Source organism: Gemmatimonadaceae bacterium (genome assembly GCA_019752115.1).
Taxonomy (GTDB): Bacteria; Gemmatimonadota; Gemmatimonadetes; order Gemmatimonadales; family Gemmatimonadaceae; genus Gemmatimonas.
On the sequence record JAIEMN010000015.1, the window covers coordinates 1 to 16997 of the forward strand.

15 protein-coding genes are annotated in these 16997 nt (G+C 68.7%); 11 read left to right on the plus strand and 4 right to left on the minus strand.

Going from position 1 to position 16997, the window contains the following annotated elements; translation table 11 throughout:
• Positions 1-106 precede the first annotated feature (106 nt).
• Positions 107-1351, minus strand: a complete 1245-nt coding sequence (locus K2R93_06665) for a hypothetical protein (GenBank protein MBY0489506.1) — start codon at positions 1349-1351, stop codon at positions 107-109.
• Positions 1352-1489: 138 nt separating this feature from the next.
• On the opposite strand from K2R93_06665, the gene K2R93_06670 reads away from it, so the two are divergent.
• Genes K2R93_06670 through K2R93_06685 form a run of 4 tightly spaced genes read left to right on the plus strand, consistent with a single transcriptional unit; the run spans position 1490 to position 6440 of the window.
• The gene (locus K2R93_06670; GenBank protein ID MBY0489507.1) at positions 1490-3529 is read left to right on the plus strand and encodes a sodium-translocating pyrophosphatase; all 2040 of its coding nucleotides are present in this window, start codon (positions 1490-1492) and stop codon (positions 3527-3529) included.
• 4 nt (positions 3530-3533) lie between these two features.
• Positions 3534-4868, plus strand: a complete 1335-nt coding sequence (locus K2R93_06675; GenBank protein MBY0489508.1) for an amino acid permease — start codon at positions 3534-3536, stop codon at positions 4866-4868.
• A 13-nt stretch (positions 4869-4881) separates the two neighbouring features.
• Complete coding sequence (locus tag K2R93_06680) at positions 4882-6276, plus strand: cation:proton antiporter (GenBank protein ID MBY0489509.1); 1395 nt, start codon at positions 4882-4884, stop codon at positions 6274-6276.
• On the plus strand, positions 6276-6440 hold the full coding sequence (locus tag K2R93_06685; protein ID MBY0489510.1) for a hypothetical protein: 165 nt from the start codon (positions 6276-6278) through the stop codon (positions 6438-6440). Before K2R93_06680 ends, K2R93_06685 begins: the two co-directional genes overlap by 1 nt.
• 9 nt (positions 6441-6449) lie before the next feature.
• Here K2R93_06685 and K2R93_06690 read toward each other — a convergent pair whose 3' ends face one another.
• From K2R93_06690 to K2R93_06700, 3 genes are read right to left on the minus strand one after another with little or no spacing between them, the layout of a single operon-like run.
• A complete protein-coding gene (locus K2R93_06690; GenBank protein ID MBY0489511.1) occupies positions 6450-7274 on the minus strand; it encodes a hypothetical protein in 825 nt (274 codons plus the stop codon).
• A 50-nt stretch (positions 7275-7324) separates the two neighbouring features.
• A complete protein-coding gene (locus tag K2R93_06695) occupies positions 7325-7735 on the minus strand; it encodes a hypothetical protein (GenBank protein ID MBY0489512.1) in 411 nt (136 codons plus the stop codon).
• The gene (locus K2R93_06700) at positions 7732-8736 is read right to left on the minus strand and encodes a proline iminopeptidase-family hydrolase (protein MBY0489513.1); all 1005 of its coding nucleotides are present in this window, start codon (positions 8734-8736) and stop codon (positions 7732-7734) included. Before K2R93_06700 ends, K2R93_06695 begins: the two co-directional genes overlap by 4 nt.
• 70 nt (positions 8737-8806) lie before the next feature.
• Between K2R93_06700 and K2R93_06705 the strand changes: the two genes are divergently transcribed.
• The 7 genes from K2R93_06705 to K2R93_06735 all read left to right on the plus strand — a co-directional run bounded on the left by K2R93_06705 (position 8807) and on the right by K2R93_06735 (position 16990).
• Positions 8807-9796, plus strand: coding sequence for an ABC transporter permease (locus K2R93_06705; protein MBY0489514.1), 990 nt, complete (start codon positions 8807-8809; stop codon positions 9794-9796).
• On the plus strand, positions 9793-10659 hold the full coding sequence (locus tag K2R93_06710; protein ID MBY0489515.1) for an ABC transporter permease: 867 nt from the start codon (positions 9793-9795) through the stop codon (positions 10657-10659). The genes K2R93_06705 and K2R93_06710 overlap by 4 nt, the downstream gene beginning before the upstream one ends.
• A 391-nt stretch (positions 10660-11050) precedes the next feature.
• Positions 11051-12406, plus strand: a complete 1356-nt coding sequence (locus K2R93_06715; protein ID MBY0489516.1) for a sigma-54 dependent transcriptional regulator — start codon at positions 11051-11053, stop codon at positions 12404-12406.
• 1 nt (position 12407) lies between these two features.
• On the plus strand, positions 12408-13064 hold the full coding sequence (locus tag K2R93_06720) for a hypothetical protein (protein MBY0489517.1): 657 nt from the start codon (positions 12408-12410) through the stop codon (positions 13062-13064).
• Between the two features lie 59 nt (positions 13065-13123).
• Complete coding sequence (locus K2R93_06725) at positions 13124-14143, plus strand: tetratricopeptide repeat protein (protein MBY0489518.1); 1020 nt, start codon at positions 13124-13126, stop codon at positions 14141-14143.
• Between the two features lie 52 nt (positions 14144-14195).
• Positions 14196-15848, plus strand: coding sequence for a peptide ABC transporter substrate-binding protein (locus tag K2R93_06730; GenBank protein ID MBY0489519.1), 1653 nt, complete (start codon positions 14196-14198; stop codon positions 15846-15848).
• Positions 15849-16171: 323 nt separating this feature from the next.
• Positions 16172-16990 carry a DUF11 domain-containing protein gene (locus tag K2R93_06735; protein ID MBY0489520.1) on the plus strand — a complete coding sequence of 273 codons (819 nt, stop codon included), beginning with the start codon at positions 16172-16174 and terminating at the stop codon, positions 16988-16990.
• Positions 16991-16997: the final 7 nt, after the last annotated feature.

Consider the following 16997-nt stretch of genomic DNA (forward strand, 5'->3'; position numbering starts at 1 on the left):
CGCCGAGTACGAAGCGCAACAGCCGATGGCCGCGTAGTATCGATCCGACACGCGTCCACTTTTTCGGGGCAACTCCACCCCACGTATACGCCCCACGTATACGCCGTTACCCCACCAGCTCCCCCCGAACCGCCGGATGCGCAATCCCCGCCAAAAGCTCCCGCCGCTCCCGCACCGTCTTCCCGCGCAAGTTCACGGCGCCGTACTCCGTCACCACCCACTGCACATGCCCGCGTGTGGTAACGACGCCGGCGCCGGGGCGGAGTTCGCGCACGATGCGGGAGACGGTGCCACCGGCAGCCGTTGAGGGGAGCGCGATGATGGACTTGCCGCCGATCGAGAGCGCCGCGCCACGGACGAAGTCCATCTGCCCGCCGATGCCGCTGTAGATGCGGTGCCCGATCGAGTCGGCGCACACCTGCCCGCTCAAGTCGATTTCGAGCGCCGAATTGATCGACGTCACGCGCGGATTCTCGCGGATGATCGCGGTGTCGTTCGTGCGATCGCACGGATGCAGTTCGATCGCCTGGTTGTCGTGCACGAAGTCGAACAGCGCCGACGACCCGGTCACGAAACTCGCCACGGTGCGGCCGCGATGCACGACCTTGTGCTCGTTCGTGACCACGCCGCCCTCGATCAGTGGTATCAGACCGTCGCTGAACATCTCGCTGTGCACGCCAAGCCCAACCTTGTTGCCCAACAGCGCCAGCGTCGCCTCGGGGATCGCGCCAACGCCGATCTGCAGCGTGGCCCCGTCGTCCACCAACGCCGCGACCTGCTCGCCGATCGCCCGCTCGACCGGCCCGATGACCACCGACGCATGCGGGACCAGCGGCCGATCGGTGGCCGTGAACGCCGTCACCCGCGACAGCGGGACCACGGTGTGCCCACAGGTCCGCGGCATGCGCGCATTAACCTCGGCGAGGACCAGGGGGGCGACCTCGACGGCCGCGAGCGCCGCATCCACCGACACCCCGAGGGTACAATGCCCATGGCCGTCCGGCGGCGAGAGCTGGACCAGCGCCGCGTCCAGCGGCAGCGCCCCCGACCGGAAGAGCGCGGGGATGTCGCTCAGAAAGACCGGGATGTAGTCCGCCCGGCCCTCGGCGATCGGCCGCCGCATCGCCGGCCCGGTGAACAGGGAGACCGACCGCAGATGCGGGGCCCGGGCCAGCGCCTCGGCGCCGGCGCCGGACAGGTGGAGGCTATAGACCGTCACCCCCTCCAGATCCGTCCGGGCGGCCAACGCCTCCAGCAAGGCGGTCGGGGTCGCCGACGCCCCGTGGACAAAGAGCCGCATCCCGCTCCGGATGCGGCCAATCACCGACTCGGCGGGTTCAGCAGTGCACATGGCGGCAATCTGGAAAGCGGACCGGGATCGCGCCGTCAGGCAATCGGGGGCTGGCCCCCGGCCGTTTCCTGCACGATTTTGGGGGGATGCCTCAGAAATGAGGCCAAAGCAGACTCATCCATATAACCCGGACTCCCCGTGCTCGAGCAGTACGCTCTCGTCCTTGCCCTTGCCTGCGCGGCGATCGCCATCGTGTATGGCATCGTGTCGGCGCGCTGGATCATTGGCCAGCCCGCCGGCAACGAACGTATGCAGCAGATCGCTGGCGCGATTCAGGAAGGCGCCGATGCCTACCTGAAGCGTCAGTACACGACCATCGCCATGGTCGGCGTGGTCCTCTTCCTCGCGGTCGGCTTCGGGCTCGGCAGCTGGATGACCGCGATCGGCTTTGCGATCGGCGCGATTCTCTCCGGTGTGGCCGGCTTCATCGGCATGTTCGTCTCGGTGCGCGCGAACTCGCGCACGGCCCAGGCGGCAACGAGCGGGCTCAACGCCGCACTGAACATCAGCTTCAAGGGCGGCGCGATCACCGGTATGCTCGTCGTCGGTCTCGGCCTGCTCGGCGTCGCCGGCTTCTATATGGTGGCGATCGGCGGACAGACCGGCGAAGAGGCCGTGAAGCATGCGCTCGAGCCGATGGTCGGCCTCGCGTTCGGTTCGTCACTCATCTCGATCTTTGCGCGACTCGGCGGCGGCATCTTCACGAAGGGCGCCGACGTCGGCGCGGACCTCGTGGGCAAGGTCGAAGCCGGCATTCCGGAAGACGATCCGCGCAACCCCGCCGTGATCGCCGACAACGTCGGTGACAACGTCGGTGACTGCGCCGGCATGGCGGCCGACCTGTTCGAGACCTACGCCGTCACCATCATCGCCGCGATGCTCGTCGCCGGCCTCGGCTTCTCGACCTACGGCAACACCGGCGTGCTTTATCCGCTCGTGCTCGGCGCCGTGTCCATCCCCGCCTCGATCATCGGCACGTTCTTCGTGAGCGTGAAGCCGGGCGGCAAGATCATGAACGCGCTGTACCGCGGCCTGATCGTGTCGGGCGTGCTCGCGGCCGGCGCGTTCTTCGGCGTGACGCAGGTGATGTTCCCCGCCGAGCAGGCGATGAACCTGTTCATCTGTGCGATGATCGGTCTGGCGCTGACGGCGGCGCTGGTCGTGATCACCGAGTACTACACGGCCACGGAATACGGCCCGGTGCGGCAGATCGCGAAGGCGTCGGAAACGGGTCACGGCACGAACGTGATCGCCGGCCTCGCGGTGTCGATGCGCTCCACCGCCGCCCCGGTGCTCGTGGTGGCCGCGGCCATCTATGGCTGCTATTCGCTCAACGGCCTCTACGGCGTCGCCATCGCCGCGACATCGATGCTCTCGATGGCCGGCATGATCGTCGCGCTGGACGCCTACGGCCCGATCACCGACAACGCCGGTGGTATCGCCGAGATGAGCCACCTCGGCCCCGAGATCCGCAAGACGACCGACGCGCTCGACGCCGTGGGTAACACGACGAAGGCCGTCACCAAGGGCTACGCGATCGGCTCGGCTGGTCTCGCGGCGCTCGTGCTCTTTGCCGACTACTCCAGCAAGCTCGGCGCACACCTCGGCAGCCCGGTGAACTTCTCGATCGACGATCCGAAGGTCGTGATCGGCCTGCTCATCGGCGGCATGATCCCGTACCTCTTCGGTGCCTCGGCCATGCAGGCCGTGGGTCGCGCGGCCGGCGCCGTCGTGGAAGAAGTGCGGCGCCAGTTCAAGGAACTCCCCGGCATCATGAAGGGGACGCAGAAGCCGCAGTACGACAAGGCGGTGGATCTGCTGACCAAGGCGGCCATCCGCGAGATGATCCTGCCGTCGCTTCTGCCCCTCGTGATCCCCGCCATCGTGGGCCTCGTGCTCGGCGGCGCCGCGCTCGGCGGCCTGCTGATGGGAACGATCGTGACCGGCCTGTTCGTTGCCATCTCGATGTGCACCGGTGGTGGTGCCTGGGACAACGCCAAGAAGTACATCGAAGAAGGCCACCATGGCGGCAAGGGCAGCGATGCCCACAAGGCCGCGGTCACGGGTGACACGGTGGGCGATCCGTACAAGGATACGGCCGGCCCGGCGATCAACCCGCTGATCAAGATCATCAACATCGTGGCCCTCCTGCTGATTCCGCTGCTTTCCAAGGCCTGATCTCTTGAGTACTCCTGCTGCTTCGAATTCGAGCTCGACAGCAACATCACCGCGCGGACCAGAGCTGGTTCGCGCGGTTGGTGTTTGGGCCCTCGCGGCCAGCATTTTCAACGTCACGGTTGGTGGCGGGATCTTTCGCTTGCCCGCCGGCGCGGCGGCGGCCGCCGGCCCCGCGGCGCCGTTCGTGTATCTCATCTGCGCCGCGGTGTTCGGATGCGTCGTGCTCTGCTTCGCCGAGGCGGGGAGCCGCGTGGCGATGACCGGCGGCCCCTACGCCTATGTCGAAGCGGTCTTCGGCCGCTATGTGGGCTCGATGGCCGGCGTGCTGCTGTGGATGCTCGGCACCACCGCCGTGGCCGGCGTGTCGAGCGCGTTCGCCGAAGGACTGGGCGCGCTGGTCGGCATGCCGGGCATTCGCGTGCCGGTCCTGGTCGCGCTGTTCACCCTGCTCGCGCTGGTGAACATGCGCGGCATCGAGCAGGGAACCCGGGTGGTGGTGATCGCCAGCGTGGCCAAGCTGCTGCCGCTGGTGCTGTTCGTGGCGATCGGCGCGTTCTTCGTGCAGCCGGCCAATCTCGCCATTCACGAGATGCCCACGCCGGCGAGCCTCGCCCGCGCCGCCATTGTGCTCACGTTCGCCTTCAGCGGCGTGGAGACGGCGCTCGTGCCGAGTGGTGAAGTGAAAGATCCGGCGCGCACCGTGCCCCGGGCGCTCGCGATTGCCATGACCGGCGTCACGCTGCTGTATCTGCTCGTGCATATCGTAGCCGCGGGGACGTTGGGCCCGGCCCTCGCGACCGCAACGACGGCGCCGCTGGCGATGGCCGCCGAAGGCTTCATGGGGACGCCGGGGCGTGTGCTGCTGCTCGTGGGCGCGAGCATCTCGATGTTCGGGTATGTGAGCGGCATGACGCTCGCGGTGCCGCGTGCGCTGTATCGCTTTGCCGAAGACGGCCTGCTGCCGCGCATCGTGGGGTCCGTGCATCCGACGTATCGCACGCCGCATGTCGCCATCATGATCCAGACCACGCTGGTGTGTGCGCTCGCGGTGTTCAATTCGTTCGAGCAGCTCGCGGTGATCTCGAACCTGGCGGCGCTGCTGCTGTACGCCGGTTGTGCTGCCGCCACGATCGTACTGCGGCAGCGTGGCATCCGGCAGCCGGGTGCCACGCCCTTCGCGGTGCCGGGTGGGCCGGTGGTGCCGATCATCACGATCGGCCTGATCGGCTGGTTGCTCACGAGCATCACGAAGGCCGAGTGGACGGTGCTGGTCGTGACGCTGGTGATTGCCAGCGTGCTGTACGTGATCGCGGCGCGTTCCCAGAAGGTTCCGGCCTGAGATGGCGTCGGTCATGACCACGCGGCGCCGGTCGCCGGCCCTGTACGCGCTGATGGTGCTCGCCCCGGTGCTCTTCATCGTGGGGGTGCTGCAGTTCGGGCCCGTGGTCTTTCCGTCGCTCGGTGCCGCCTCGACCACGGCGTCAGCCGCGCCGACCGCTGCGCCCGCCGGAGCGCCCTCGGGGCCCGCCGCGTTCAATCTGACGCGCCTGGTGCTGCAACTGGTCGTGATCCTGCTCGCGGTGCGCGTGGTGGGGCTCGTCGCCAAGCGCCTCGGGCAGCCGAGTGTGATCGGCGAGATGGTGGCGGGCATTCTGCTCGGGCCATCGGTATTTGGCGCGCTCGCGCCCGCGGCGTTTGCGCAGCTGTTTCCCGCCGCCAGCCTGCCCATGCTGAACAGCCTCGCGCAGCTCGGCGTGATGCTGTTTCTGTTCGTGGTGGGGCTCCACGTCGATCTGGGCGCGCTCCATCGTCAGGGGAGCACCGCGTTGGTGGCGAGTCATGCCAGCATCGCGGCGCCGTTCAGCATGGGCGTGGCGCTGGCGCTCTGGCTCTATCCACACTTCGCGCCGTCGGGCGTGCCCTTTGCGGCGTTTGCGCTGTTCATTGGCGTGGCCATGAGCATCACCGCGTTTCCGGTGCTCGCGCGCATTCTCGAGGAGCGGCATCTGCTGGGCACGCCGATCGGCACGCTCGCCGTGGCCTGTGCGGCCGTGGATGACGTGACGGCGTGGATGCTGCTCGCGATCGTGGTGGCCATCGTGAAGGCCGGCTCGGTGGGGAGCGCGCTGGCGCTCTCGCTCGGCGGCACCGTGCTCTTCTTGCTGCTGATGCTGCGCGTGGTGCGTCCGTGGCTCGAGCGCCTCGTGCCGACCGCCCCCGACGGTGAGCGACTCCCGACGTCGGCCATCGCCGTCATGGTGCTGGTGGCGCTCGTGTCGGCCGCAGTCACGGAGGCGATCGGTGTGCATGCCCTGTTCGGCGCGTTCATCGCCGGAGCCGTGATGCCGCGTGGCCGCGCCTTCGGTGAACGGGCCGCGGCGCAGCTGAGTGATCTGCTGGTGGTGCTCCTGCTGCCGCTCTTCTTCGCGTACACGGGGCTGCGCACCGCGTTCGTGTTCGACGGCGTCGGTGCCACGCTCGTGCCGCTGGCGATGATTCTCGCGGTGGCCATCATCGGCAAGGTGGGCGGCACCGCCGTGGCGGCGCGCGCGAGCGGTCAGTCGTGGCGCGATGCGGGCATGCTGGGCATCCTGATGAACACGCGCGGCCTGATGGAGCTCGTGGTGCTCAACATCGGCCTCGACCTCGGCGTGCTCTCGCCGGCGCTCTTCGCCATGATGGTGATCATGGCGCTGGTCACGACCATGATGACGGTACCGGCCCTCTCGCTGATGGAGCGGCGCTAGTGGAGAACGCCGGCTCCCTGGGCAACTGGATCGCCTACGGCGCGATCGCGCTGTTTCTGGCGCTGCTGGCCGCGCTGTTCATTCGCACGGCACTGATGGTGGGGTCGGTGTTCTTCCTCGCATGGACGCGCCGGAAGGAACGGCCGTCGAAAGACGACGAGTAGCCCCCGCGATTACGGATTGCAGCGGAGGCATTCGCCCGGATCGGCGTGACTCCGCCCGTCGGTCCGCGGACGGAAGGCGCGATGCGCGCACGCCGGGCTGCCCATCCACTCGCCGCGAGCACGTTCGGTTGGCGTGTCGCACCACGCGCACGGCAATCCCCGCTCGACACTCGTCACCCCCCAGGCGGGCGCGCCGCACTCTGGACATGGCGTGGCGAGGCGGCGTGCCAGTTGCTCGGCCAGCTGTGCGATGTGGGCCATGCGCGTGGGATTGCAGTGCGCGCGCATGTCGGTTTCCACCTGCGCCCGTCCCACGGGCGAGGCGCGTACGGCGGCGTCGACCGCCGCGGCGAGCTCGCCCCGGTCGCGAATCCCTTTGTCGATCGGCGTGGACCACGGCGCCTCCGCGGCGCGGACGATGAGCGCGTGCGAGGGAAAACGCGCCGCGCCCAGCCACTCGTCGAGCTCGGCGGCGCGGGTCACCACGCGGTGGCTGAAGTTCGTGTCGAACGTCAGCGACTGCTCGGTGACGACCAGACCTCGCACGTCATCGACGAACGTCAGCAGCTCGACGCCGCCGGACGCAAACGGGGCGGCCGGGTGCGGACCAAAGCTCCCTTCGCTGGCGAGACCATAGGGCAGCGCGAGTGCGGCCATGCCCAGGCGCGCCTTCTGTTCACACACGGTGGCCGCTGGTCCCGGCCGTTCGCGTTCACCGGTGAAGGTGCCCAGCTGGTCGGTATCGACTGCCGCGACGCGCACCGACGCGCCCAGATGCACCTCCAGCGGCCGTGCCACCGCGTCACCCTTGCCATGTTGGGTGGCGAGCGCCATCCGCTGGCCTCGATAGGGGGTCGCCAGATCGGACATCGGTGCAACGACGATCAGGCGAGCACGCGCAAGGCGACGGCGGTATGCTCGGTGAGCTGCGTCAGCGCCGCGCGATCGAACTCCACGAGCGTCGGCGGCCGGGTGGGCACGGTGACCTCGAGGGTGTGCCACGTCCCATCGTGCATCGCCCCGAGGCGCAGCTGCACGCCCGGCTCCTGCAGCGTCATGATCTGCGTCAGACGCGCCGTCCACTCGTGTGCGTCCGTGGTCGCCGGCAGCGCATCGCCGGCGCCGGCACGCACCAGCGCCCGCGGGGCGAATTCCAGCTGCCACGTGCCGGGCACCACGCGCTGCGCATCGCCAACGCCAAGGACCACTTCACCCGGCCACGCAAAGCGGGGAGCACGCGCATAGTCGTGCTCCCCGATCTGGACGGTCGTGGGTTTGCGACGATCGTCGCTCACTTCTTGGCGTCGATCGACCGGAAGAACTCGCGCGCGTCCTTCACGCTCTGCTCCGCGGCGTCCCACTGCGTCACGTGCGCGGCGTCCTTGTAGACGATGAACTTCGCGCCCGGAATGAGCTTGGCGTGCTGTTCGATCGTCTTCGGCCCGAGTTCATCGAACTCGCCGGTCGTCATGAGCACCGGCACCTTGATGGTGGGGAGGATGCTCATGGCACTGTACCCCTTGAGCGTCCCGACCACCATGGTTTCGTTCTCACCCTGGAAGTAGCGGTACTGCTCGGCGCCGATCATGGCCATCATCGAGTCGAGATCGGCCTTCACCGGGCGACGGAAGACGTTCTTCGCATAGAACTCGTCGACGGCCTTCTTGTAGGCGGGCGCCTCGAGGTTCTTGTCCTTGTTGTACTGTGCGAACGCGGCCTGTGCTTCCGGCGAGAGCTTCGCGACGGCGGCGTTGATTTCCTTTTCGGCCGCGTTGATATCGAACGCTTCGCCGCTGAACAGGATGCCCGCCACCTTGTCGGGATGGGCCTTGTAGTACTCGACGGCCACGATGGTGCCCCACGAATTGCCGTTGAGGAACACCTTGTCATACTTGAGAGTGCGGCGGAGTGAGTCGAGCTCCTCCACGTAGCGCGGGATCGTCATGAGCGTGGTGTCGGTCAGCCGATCCGACTTGCCGGCGCCAAGCTGATCGTAGCGCACGACCGGGCGATCATCGCCGAGCGCTTCCATGCTCTTGAGGTAGAAGCTGCCCATGCCCGGGCCGCCATGAATGAGGATCATGGGCGTGCCGGTGCCGGTGCCGCTCACCTTGTACCAGATGCGACCGCCGGTGACGGGGAGCATCGCTTCGCCCGGGCCGAGCGCAGGCGCGGCGGCCGTGGCGGCGGCGCTGTCGGTGGGGGCCTTGGCCGTATCGGCCGCCGGCGCCTTGTCGCCCCCGCACGCGGTGAGGCCAGCGGCAAGCGCGGTCAGGAAGAATGAGGAGGTACGCATCCCTACACCCTGCGCACGCGCGGCAGTGTTGGCAAGTAGCTTCTGCTGCTGACCCTCCCCCCGTGCGGATGTGATCTCGTTGCTCTTTCAGCGTCTTCTGCGGCTCGGACTCGACCTGTGCCTCGTGCTCGCGGCGGTGAGCGTGCTCGTGGTGGGGTTGCTGCATCTCGCGCCCGGCGATCCGCTCGCGCTCATGCAGGCCGACGCGCGCATCTCGCCGGCCGTGCGTGCGGCGTGGGCGCAGACGTTCGATCCCGCGCAGAGTGTGGCGCACCAGTGGCTGGCACTCTGGCGCGGACTCCTCGGTGGTGAGCTCGGGTGGTCCTGGAGTCAGCAGCGTCCCGTGGTCGCCGTGCTGCGCGATGCGCTGCCGTGGACGCTGCTCCTCATGGGCACCTCCCTCCTGCTGGCCGCGGGCGTGGGGTTCGTGGGTGGGACGATGCTGGCGGTGCGTCGCACGCATCCGCTGAGCCGATGGGCGCTGCGGGGACTGCGATTGCTCGCGGCGGTGCCGGATGCGTGGCTCGCGCTGGTGTTGTTGGCGACGCTCGCCGTGACCTGGCCCCTGCTGCCCATGCAGGGCGTCTGCGATCCGCGCACCTGCGTGGATGCGCGTGCCCCGGGATGGGGGCATGCCGCCGATGTGGCGCGACACGCGGTGCTCCCGGTGCTCACCCTCACGCTGCTCGCCCTGACGCGCTTTGCGCGCGCACAGCGCGCCGCGGTGCTGCCGGTGCTGGCGTCGCCACTTCCTCGTGCGGTGCGCGCACGGGGGGTGCCCGAGTCACCACTGGTGTGGCGCCATGTGGTACGCGGGGCGCTCACGCCCTGGTTGGTGATGGTCGCGGTGTCGCTGCCGCAGCTGGTGGGCGGGGCGGTGTTCGTGGAGCGCGTCTTTGGATGGCCCGGCGCAGGTCAGGTGCTCGTGCAGGCCGTGGGGGCGCGCGACTATGGCCTGGTGCTCGTGCTGGCCTTGCTCGCGTCGGTGCTCACGGTGGTGGGGAGCTCGGTCGTCGACGCGATGACGGCGTGGCTCGACCCACGGGTGCGGCATCCGTGAGCGCCCGCGTCCACGCCGCCGACGATCGCCTGATGCTGCCCGGGCACCAGCCACTGCGCTGGCGCACGCCCGCGGTCGCGCTGCTGGGCGGTGCGTTGCTGTTGGGGCTCGTCGGACCGTGGATCGCGCCGCACGATCCACTCGCGATTCCGGCCGACGTCGCGCAGCACAGTCTCGGTCCGTCGGCGATGCATTGGCTGGGGACCGATGCGCTGGGGCGCGATATCGCCAGCCGACTCCTCGCCGGCGCGCGCTACTCCATTGGGGTGGCCTCGGCGGCACTCTGTCTTGCGACCGTGCTTGGGGTCGTCGTGGGGAGCCTCGCGGCCTCTCTGGGGCGCGCGGGTGAACGCGCGGTCTTGTCGCTCGTGCACAGCGGCGCGGCCGTGCCGCGACTGGTGGTGCTGATTGCCGCGGCGGGGTTCGCGGGAGCGTCGTCGCCGTGGGTGCTGGTGGCGCTCCTTGGGGGCGTGAGTTGGTTCGATCTCGCGCGATTGGTGCATCGCACGCTGCGGCGCCAACTCGCCGAGGATCGCGTGGCGGCGGCGCGCGCGCTGGGTGTGACCCGCACGCGGCTGCTCCGCGTGCATCTGCTGCCCCATCTCACCGGGACGCTCCTGGTATGGGCGTCGGCGGAGTTCGGCCAACTGCTCCTCGCCGAGACCGGGCTGTCGTTTCTGGGGCTGGGTGTGCCGGCCCCCCTCCCCAGCTGGGGCCGCGTCCTGCTGGAGACGGGCGACGTGTTCGGGTCGGCGCGCTGGCTGCTGCTGGGCCCCGGGCTCCTGATCACCGTGGTGGTCAGCGCGGCGTTCAGCGTCGCCGACCGGGTGGCGGAGGAGGATCAGGCGCTCCCTCGGTTGTAACGCCACGATACAGCGCGGGCGTCGGCGATACAGCGCGGGGCCATCTCCAGTTGCCTGATAAATCCGTAACGCTCTGTAAAATATATACTTAGACAACACCAGGCGCGCCTGATCCGGGGCGCGCTTTTTGCTGGGATGAACGGCATGGCACCGATCCCAGGGCCATCGCTGCGTCCGGTTAGTCGGCCGGTCGAGTGCTTCACGGGTTCACCGGGCGATCCGCATGACGCAGCTGGCCGTGTCGTCGCCCGTGTTGCATAAAGCAAGCTCAGCAATTTCGCGATCTGCGGCATTGAAACAGTTGCCGTGCGAAGTATCGTTCACCACGCCGGGAATACCGAACCCAGCCGTCCGGACTCCTCGTACAATCATACTGCTGGACCGCGCCGCTTTGCCGACCTCTGCCATTTCACTGGATGTGCTCCTGCTCAGCGCCTCATTCGAGACGCTGTGGGAGTCGCTCGCCGGTGAACTGGGTATTCCCTGTCGCAGCGTTGGCGCGATCGGCGAGTTCTCGGCGGCCGCCAATACGATCCGGCTGATCGCCGCGGGTGGCGAAGAAGGCGCGGCGGAATCGGTGCTCCGCAGTTGGGGCGTGGACGATCGCGATGCGATCGTGGTGGGGGCGGTGCCGAATCATCGCGTCGCGGTCTCGCTGATGCGGGCGGGCGCCGCCGAGTACTTCGCGCTCCCCGGCGATATCGAAGCGCTCAAGAGCTGGTTGCGCGATCGCGCGGAGAAGAACCGCCGCGCGCAGCAGGCCGCCTCCTTCGCCTCGGGGGAGCGCGCGAAGTACACCTTCGACGGCATTCTCGGTGACAGCCCCGCCCTGCGTGCCGCCCTCGACAAGGCCTCACGCGTCATTCCGCGCGGCAATGTCACCGTGCTCATTCAGGGTGAAACGGGCACGGGCAAGGAACTCCTGGCGCGCGCCGTCCACTACAACGGGCCGCGTCGTGATGCGCCCTTCGTGGACATCAATTGCGCCGCGATTCCTGAACAGCTCCTCGAAAGCGAACTGTTCGGCCATGAGAAGGGCGCGTTCACCGACGCGCACACGTCCAAGCCCGGCCTCTTCGAAATGGCCGATGGCGGCACGCTTTTCCTGGACGAAATTGGCCACCTCGCACTCCCGCTGCAGGGGAAGCTCCTCCGCGCCCTCGAGGAGCGGCAGATCCGGCGCGTCGGTGGCACGCGCCTCATTCCGGTGGATGTGCGCGTGGTTGCCGCGACGCACGTGCATCTCGGCGAGGCCGCCCGTCGCGGTGAGTTCCGCGAGGACCTCTACTATCGCCTGAACGTCGTCCCCATCGAGTTGCCGGCGTTGCGCGATCGCCGCACCGACATCGTGCCGCTCGCGGAGTTCTTCGTGAAGCGGTTCGCCGATGAATACGACATGCCCGTCCCGAAGTTGACCCCGGCGGCGCAGCAGGTGCTTCGCCTGCATGCATGGTCGGGCAATGTGCGCGAGCTGCGCAATGTGATCGAACGCGCGGTGCTGCTGTGTGAAGGCGGCCGCGTGGATGCGCCGGACCTGTCGCTCGAAAGCGGGCGTCCAGGCAGTAGCAAGAGCGGCGCCCTGCCGTTCCCCACGACCCTCTCGGCCCTCACCAGGGCCGCCGTCGACGAGATGCTGCGGCTGACCGACGGAAACAAGTCCGAAGCCGCGCGCCAACTCGGCATCTCCCGTCCACGGCTGCTGCGGCTGCTCGATGGGGATGCCTCCACTGAAGAGACCGGAGAATAAGATGCGCAAGCTGATGCTGGGCGTTGTCGCCCTGGCCACCGCCGTGCTGGCGGCCTGTGATCCCTCGTCGCCCGCGGGCGTCGGCGCCGACGCTCGCCTGAGCGGTGGCTCGGGTGGCGGTGGTGGTGGTGGTGGTGGTGGTGGCGGTGGCGGCGGCACCGGCGGGAGCGGCGGCAGCAGCACGCCGGTGTTCATCACGGCCGTGCCGGGCACCGCCGATGGCAGCGTCGTGTCGTTCTACGCCAAGGTCGGCGAAGATCGCACGGGCGAGATCTTTGTGGCCGGCACGTCGGGCGGTAATGGGGATCGCATCGTGCGCCTGCGCATCAAGAAGGACGCGACGATCGTGCTGCCGAATGGCACCAAGCTCGCCAAGGGCGATTCGGTGCTCATCTCCATGCAGGTCACCGACCTGACCACGCTCAAGACGCACTTCGAGCCGGCCGGCATCCAGTTCAAGGGCAACAACGTCGCGCAGCTCGCCTTCTGGTACAACCACACCAGTGCGGCCGGCACCAGCACGGCGACGGCGCTCGCGATCTGGAAGCAGGAGACGGACACTGCGCCCTGGGTGAAGCAGACGAGCACGGTGGATACGGCGCTCGAATCCGTCAGCGCCTACATCCCGGGCTTCACCAACTACGTCATCGCCTACTAAGCCCTTTCCGCTCCGCCCACTTCTCGCATTCGCCGCAGCGCTCCCGCGCGCTCGCTCCCATGCAGATTCCCAACGACGACGTGCTCCTCGAGCGCACTCGCACCCTGGCCGCAGCCGGGGCGTGGGGCGAGCTCGTGCGTGCCGTGCAGGCGTACTGTGAGGCGTCGCCCGTGACGCCCGCAGCCGTCAGCCCGGCGGTCGTCGTGCTGCATGCGGAAGGCTTGATGCGTACGGGACACCCGGTGGAAGCCGAGGCGTGGTTGATGGAGCGGGACGGCTCGTTGCGATTGAGTGGCGACCGCGCGGTGATCCGCCGCGCGGCCAACCTGCTCGGGGCGGCGTGCCTCGAGCAGGCCAAGCTGGACCGGGCGCAGGACGTGTTCACCGGCGCGATCGATATCGCGCGCGCCGATGGCGATGACCTGTTGCTCGCGCGGTCGATGAACAACCTCGCGGTCATCGCCACGATTCGTGGGCGGCTCCCCGAGGCGCTGGGCCTCTACAACCTGGCCATTCCGGCGTATCAGCGCATCGGCAATGTGAACGGCATCGCCGAGAGCTATCACAACACGGCCATTACGCTTCGCAAGTTGCGGCGGCTCGAGCACGCCGACGAGCACGAGCGGCGCTCGGCGGAATTCGCACGCCAGGTGCGCAATCAGCACCTGGTCGCGCTGACGCGGGTGGGGCGCGCCGAGATCTTCCTGCTCAAGGGGGATGCGGCGCTGGCCGAAGCCACGGCCTCGCGCGCGGCGCAGGAGTTGGGCGCGGTCCCCGACCCCGCGCGACAGGCCGACGCGCTGCGCCTGTGTGGCGCGGCGCAGTGGACGCTGGGGCGCCTCCCCGAAGCGCGGCGCACGCTCGACGAGGCGGTACCGCTCGCGGCGGAACATGGCAATCGCCTGATCGAGGCCGAATGCCGCTGGACGCGCGCGCAGGTCAACTGGGCGCTCGGCGATCAGGCGTCGCCGCTGGACGACGCGCGTCACGCGGCCACAATTTTCAAAGAGATGCACGCGCCGACGGAGTTGAGCAGCGTCACCAGCTGGCTCGCGGCGCGCGGTCATCCACTGCCTTGAGCGGGCGCCCCGGACCGGGGCACACCCCGCCTACTCCCCGGGGTGATACGTGATGTCGAAGGCCACGCGCTTCCTGTTTCCTGTTACCGGTGCGCTGCTGCTGGCCGCCTGCGGTGCGCCAGCCGACACCGCCGCCTCGCCCAGCGTGGGCGGCACGCTCGTGATCAGCGCCGTGGCCGATGCCGATCTGCTGTTGCCGCCGCTCGCCCTCACGGGCCAGGCGCTCCAGATCACCGATCAGCTGTTCGACCGGCTGGTGCAGCCGTCGATGGACAGCGCCGGCACCCTGAGCTACGCGCCGGCGCTTGCAACGCGATGGAGCTGGCGCGCCGACTCGCTGGCGATCGATTTCACGCTCGCCGACAACGCCCGGTGGCACGATGGCCAGCCGGTGACGGCGGAGGATGTGCGCTTCAGCTTTGCGGCGTATGCCGACTCCGCGCTGGGTTCGCCCACCCGCGAGGCGCTGCACGATATCGACAGTGTGCAGATCACGGGGGCGCACGCGGTCCGCGTCTGGTTCGCCCGGCGCGGGCCGAGTCAGTTCAGTGATGCGGCCACCCAAGTGCGGGTGCTGCCGAAGCATCTGCTCGACAGCATTCCGCGCGCCTCCTGGCGATCGTCCGCGTTTGCGCGTCAGCCCGTGGGGAGTGGACGGTTTCGCTTTGGCAGCTGGCAGGCGGGGACCCGCATCGAGCTGATCACCGATTCGGCGAACTACCGTGGACGCGCCAAACTCGATCGGGTGGTGTGGACCATCGCCCCCGATCCCGCGGCCGCGATGCTCCGGCTCACCAGCGGCGACGCTGATTTTCTTGAAGGCGTACGCCCGGACGGCGTCGCGGAGTTGGCGAAGCATCCGAATGTGCGCGTGCTCCGCTCGCCCGGGCTCGCGTACGGGTACCTGCAGTTCAATCTTATGGCGCCGCGGTCGGCCACCGTGCCGCATCCGCTGTTCGGCCAGCGCGAGCTGCGGCGCGCGCTCAGTGCCGGCGTGAACCGCGCGCTCGCGGTGCAGCAGGTGCTGGGCAGCGAGGCGCGTGTCGCACTGGGTCCCGTCACGCGCATTCAGCTGGGTGCCGACACGCTGCTGCCGGCGATCGCCTACGACACGTTGCGCGCCCGTGCGGTGCTGGACTCACTGGGCTGGGTGCGCGGTGCGAACGGCGTGCGCGCCAAGGGAGGCGCCCCGCTCCGCTTCTCGTTGCTGGTGCCGGGGACCAGCACGCAACGGGTGCGACTCGCCGAAGTGCTGCAGCCGATGTTCACGGCGCTGGGGGCGCAGGTGGAGATCACGTCACTCGAGTTTGGCGCGTTCATGGGCCGCCTCGCCGCCGGTGACTTTGACGCGGCGATCATGGCCATTGGGGCCGACCCCGATCTCGGTGGCATTCGCGGCGTGTGGGGGAGCGACGCCAGTCGCCTCAAGGGCGGGCCGAACTTCGGGCTCTACGCGAGCGCCGCGTTTGACAGTGCCGTGACCACCGGGCTCCGGACGACCGATGCCGCGGCCGCGCGTCGCGCGTTCCAACCCGCGTATCGCCTCATTCTTGAGGATGCGCCGGCGATCTGGCTCTTCGAGCCGTACACGCTGAGTGGTGTGTCGACCGCGATCACGACGGAGGGGGTCCGTCCCGATGCCTGGTGGGCGCAGCTCGCGGAGTGGACGCGGGTGCCCGCGGCCGCGCCTGCGGTAAAGCGATAGCGGCGGCGCGCCTGTCACGATGCGTGACAGGCTGACACGATCTGGTCGCCGCTGCCGCGGCCGATTTTGCCGCCAACCTGTTGATGGGCAGTGCGTTAGCCCGACCGACGCGGTGGCGTCGGACTTGCTCGGCGTGGAGGCATCACCGGCATGCCGCCGGCGGCTCTCCTCCACGACCGATTCTCATGCGCCGACTTCTTGCTCTCCTCCCGCTCGCGATCGCGCTCGCAGCCTGCGGGGAATCCTCCACCGCCCCGACGCTTGCCGCGCCGCGTGCGATCACCAGGCCCGGACTGTCTGGTGATATCAGTTCGACGTTCGCCGTGACCGGCGATCTGAACGCCGGCAACATCGTGAATCTCGTGATGACCGTGAGCAATGCCGGGCCGGCATCGTATGCGGACACGGTCTTCGGCGAGGTGTTCATCCCGGCGGGCGTGAAGCGGCAGATCGACGTGCAGCTGACCGAGCCGCGCATCCAGTGCGAGGCGTATCGCGGCACGCATGACGGACTGGCCGCCAACGTCTACTCTGACGTCTGTCGCGTCTGGTTCTTCAATGGACTCGCGGCTGGCACGTCCAAGCAGGCCGTGGTGCCGATCAAGCTGCTGAATGAAGGCGACTACAAGTCGTGGGAGTTTACCATGGCCAAGACCCCCACCTTCTACACGTATCTCGACAGCGCGTCGGTGAACATGCACGTGCTGCCGGCGGTGAAGACGGGCGGCGGCGGGACGGGCATCGGCACGGGCACCGGCACGGCGCTCCCCGATCTGCAGATGACGGCGAAGGCTTCGAGCGGGTCGCCCGCCGCGGGCAGAGCCTTCACCGCGACCTTCACCGTGCGCAACAGTGGCAAAGGCACGGCCGCGACGCCGGTGTTCACCGCCACGGTCGCCGCGGGCGTGAGCCTGCTGGGCATCACGCCCGACGCCGGTGGCGCTTCGTGCAGCATCAGCGGCCAGACGGTGACCTGCACCGCCCTCCCCGATCTCGCACCGGGTGGCAGCACGGGTTTCGTGCTGGCACTCACGGCGCCGAACTCAGCCGGGAACTATGCGCTGAGCGGGAGCATGACTTCGGTAAGCGGCGATGCCACCGTCGCGAACAACAGCGCGACGGTGTCGGTGACGGTCAAGTAGCGCGGTG

Bases quoted from the DNA above. Each gene is read 5' to 3' on its own strand.
- K2R93_06665 (MBY0489506.1), bottom strand. From the start codon at position 1,351: ATGTGCACTGCTGAACCCGCCGAGTCGGTGATTGGCCGCATCCGGAGC.
- K2R93_06680 (MBY0489509.1), top strand. From the start codon at position 4,882: ATGACCACGCGGCGCCGGTCGCCGGCCCTGTACGCGCTGATGGTGCTC.
- K2R93_06690 (MBY0489511.1), bottom strand. From the start codon at position 7,274: ATGGCGCTCGCCACCCAACATGGCAAGGGTGACGCGGTGGCACGGCCG.
- K2R93_06700 (MBY0489513.1), bottom strand. From the start codon at position 8,736: ATGCGTACCTCCTCATTCTTCCTGACCGCGCTTGCCGCTGGCCTCACC.
- K2R93_06720 (MBY0489517.1), top strand. From the start codon at position 12,408: ATGCGCAAGCTGATGCTGGGCGTTGTCGCCCTGGCCACCGCCGTGCTG.
- K2R93_06725 (MBY0489518.1), top strand. From the start codon at position 13,124: ATGCAGATTCCCAACGACGACGTGCTCCTCGAGCGCACTCGCACCCTG.
- K2R93_06730 (MBY0489519.1), top strand. From the start codon at position 14,196: ATGTCGAAGGCCACGCGCTTCCTGTTTCCTGTTACCGGTGCGCTGCTG.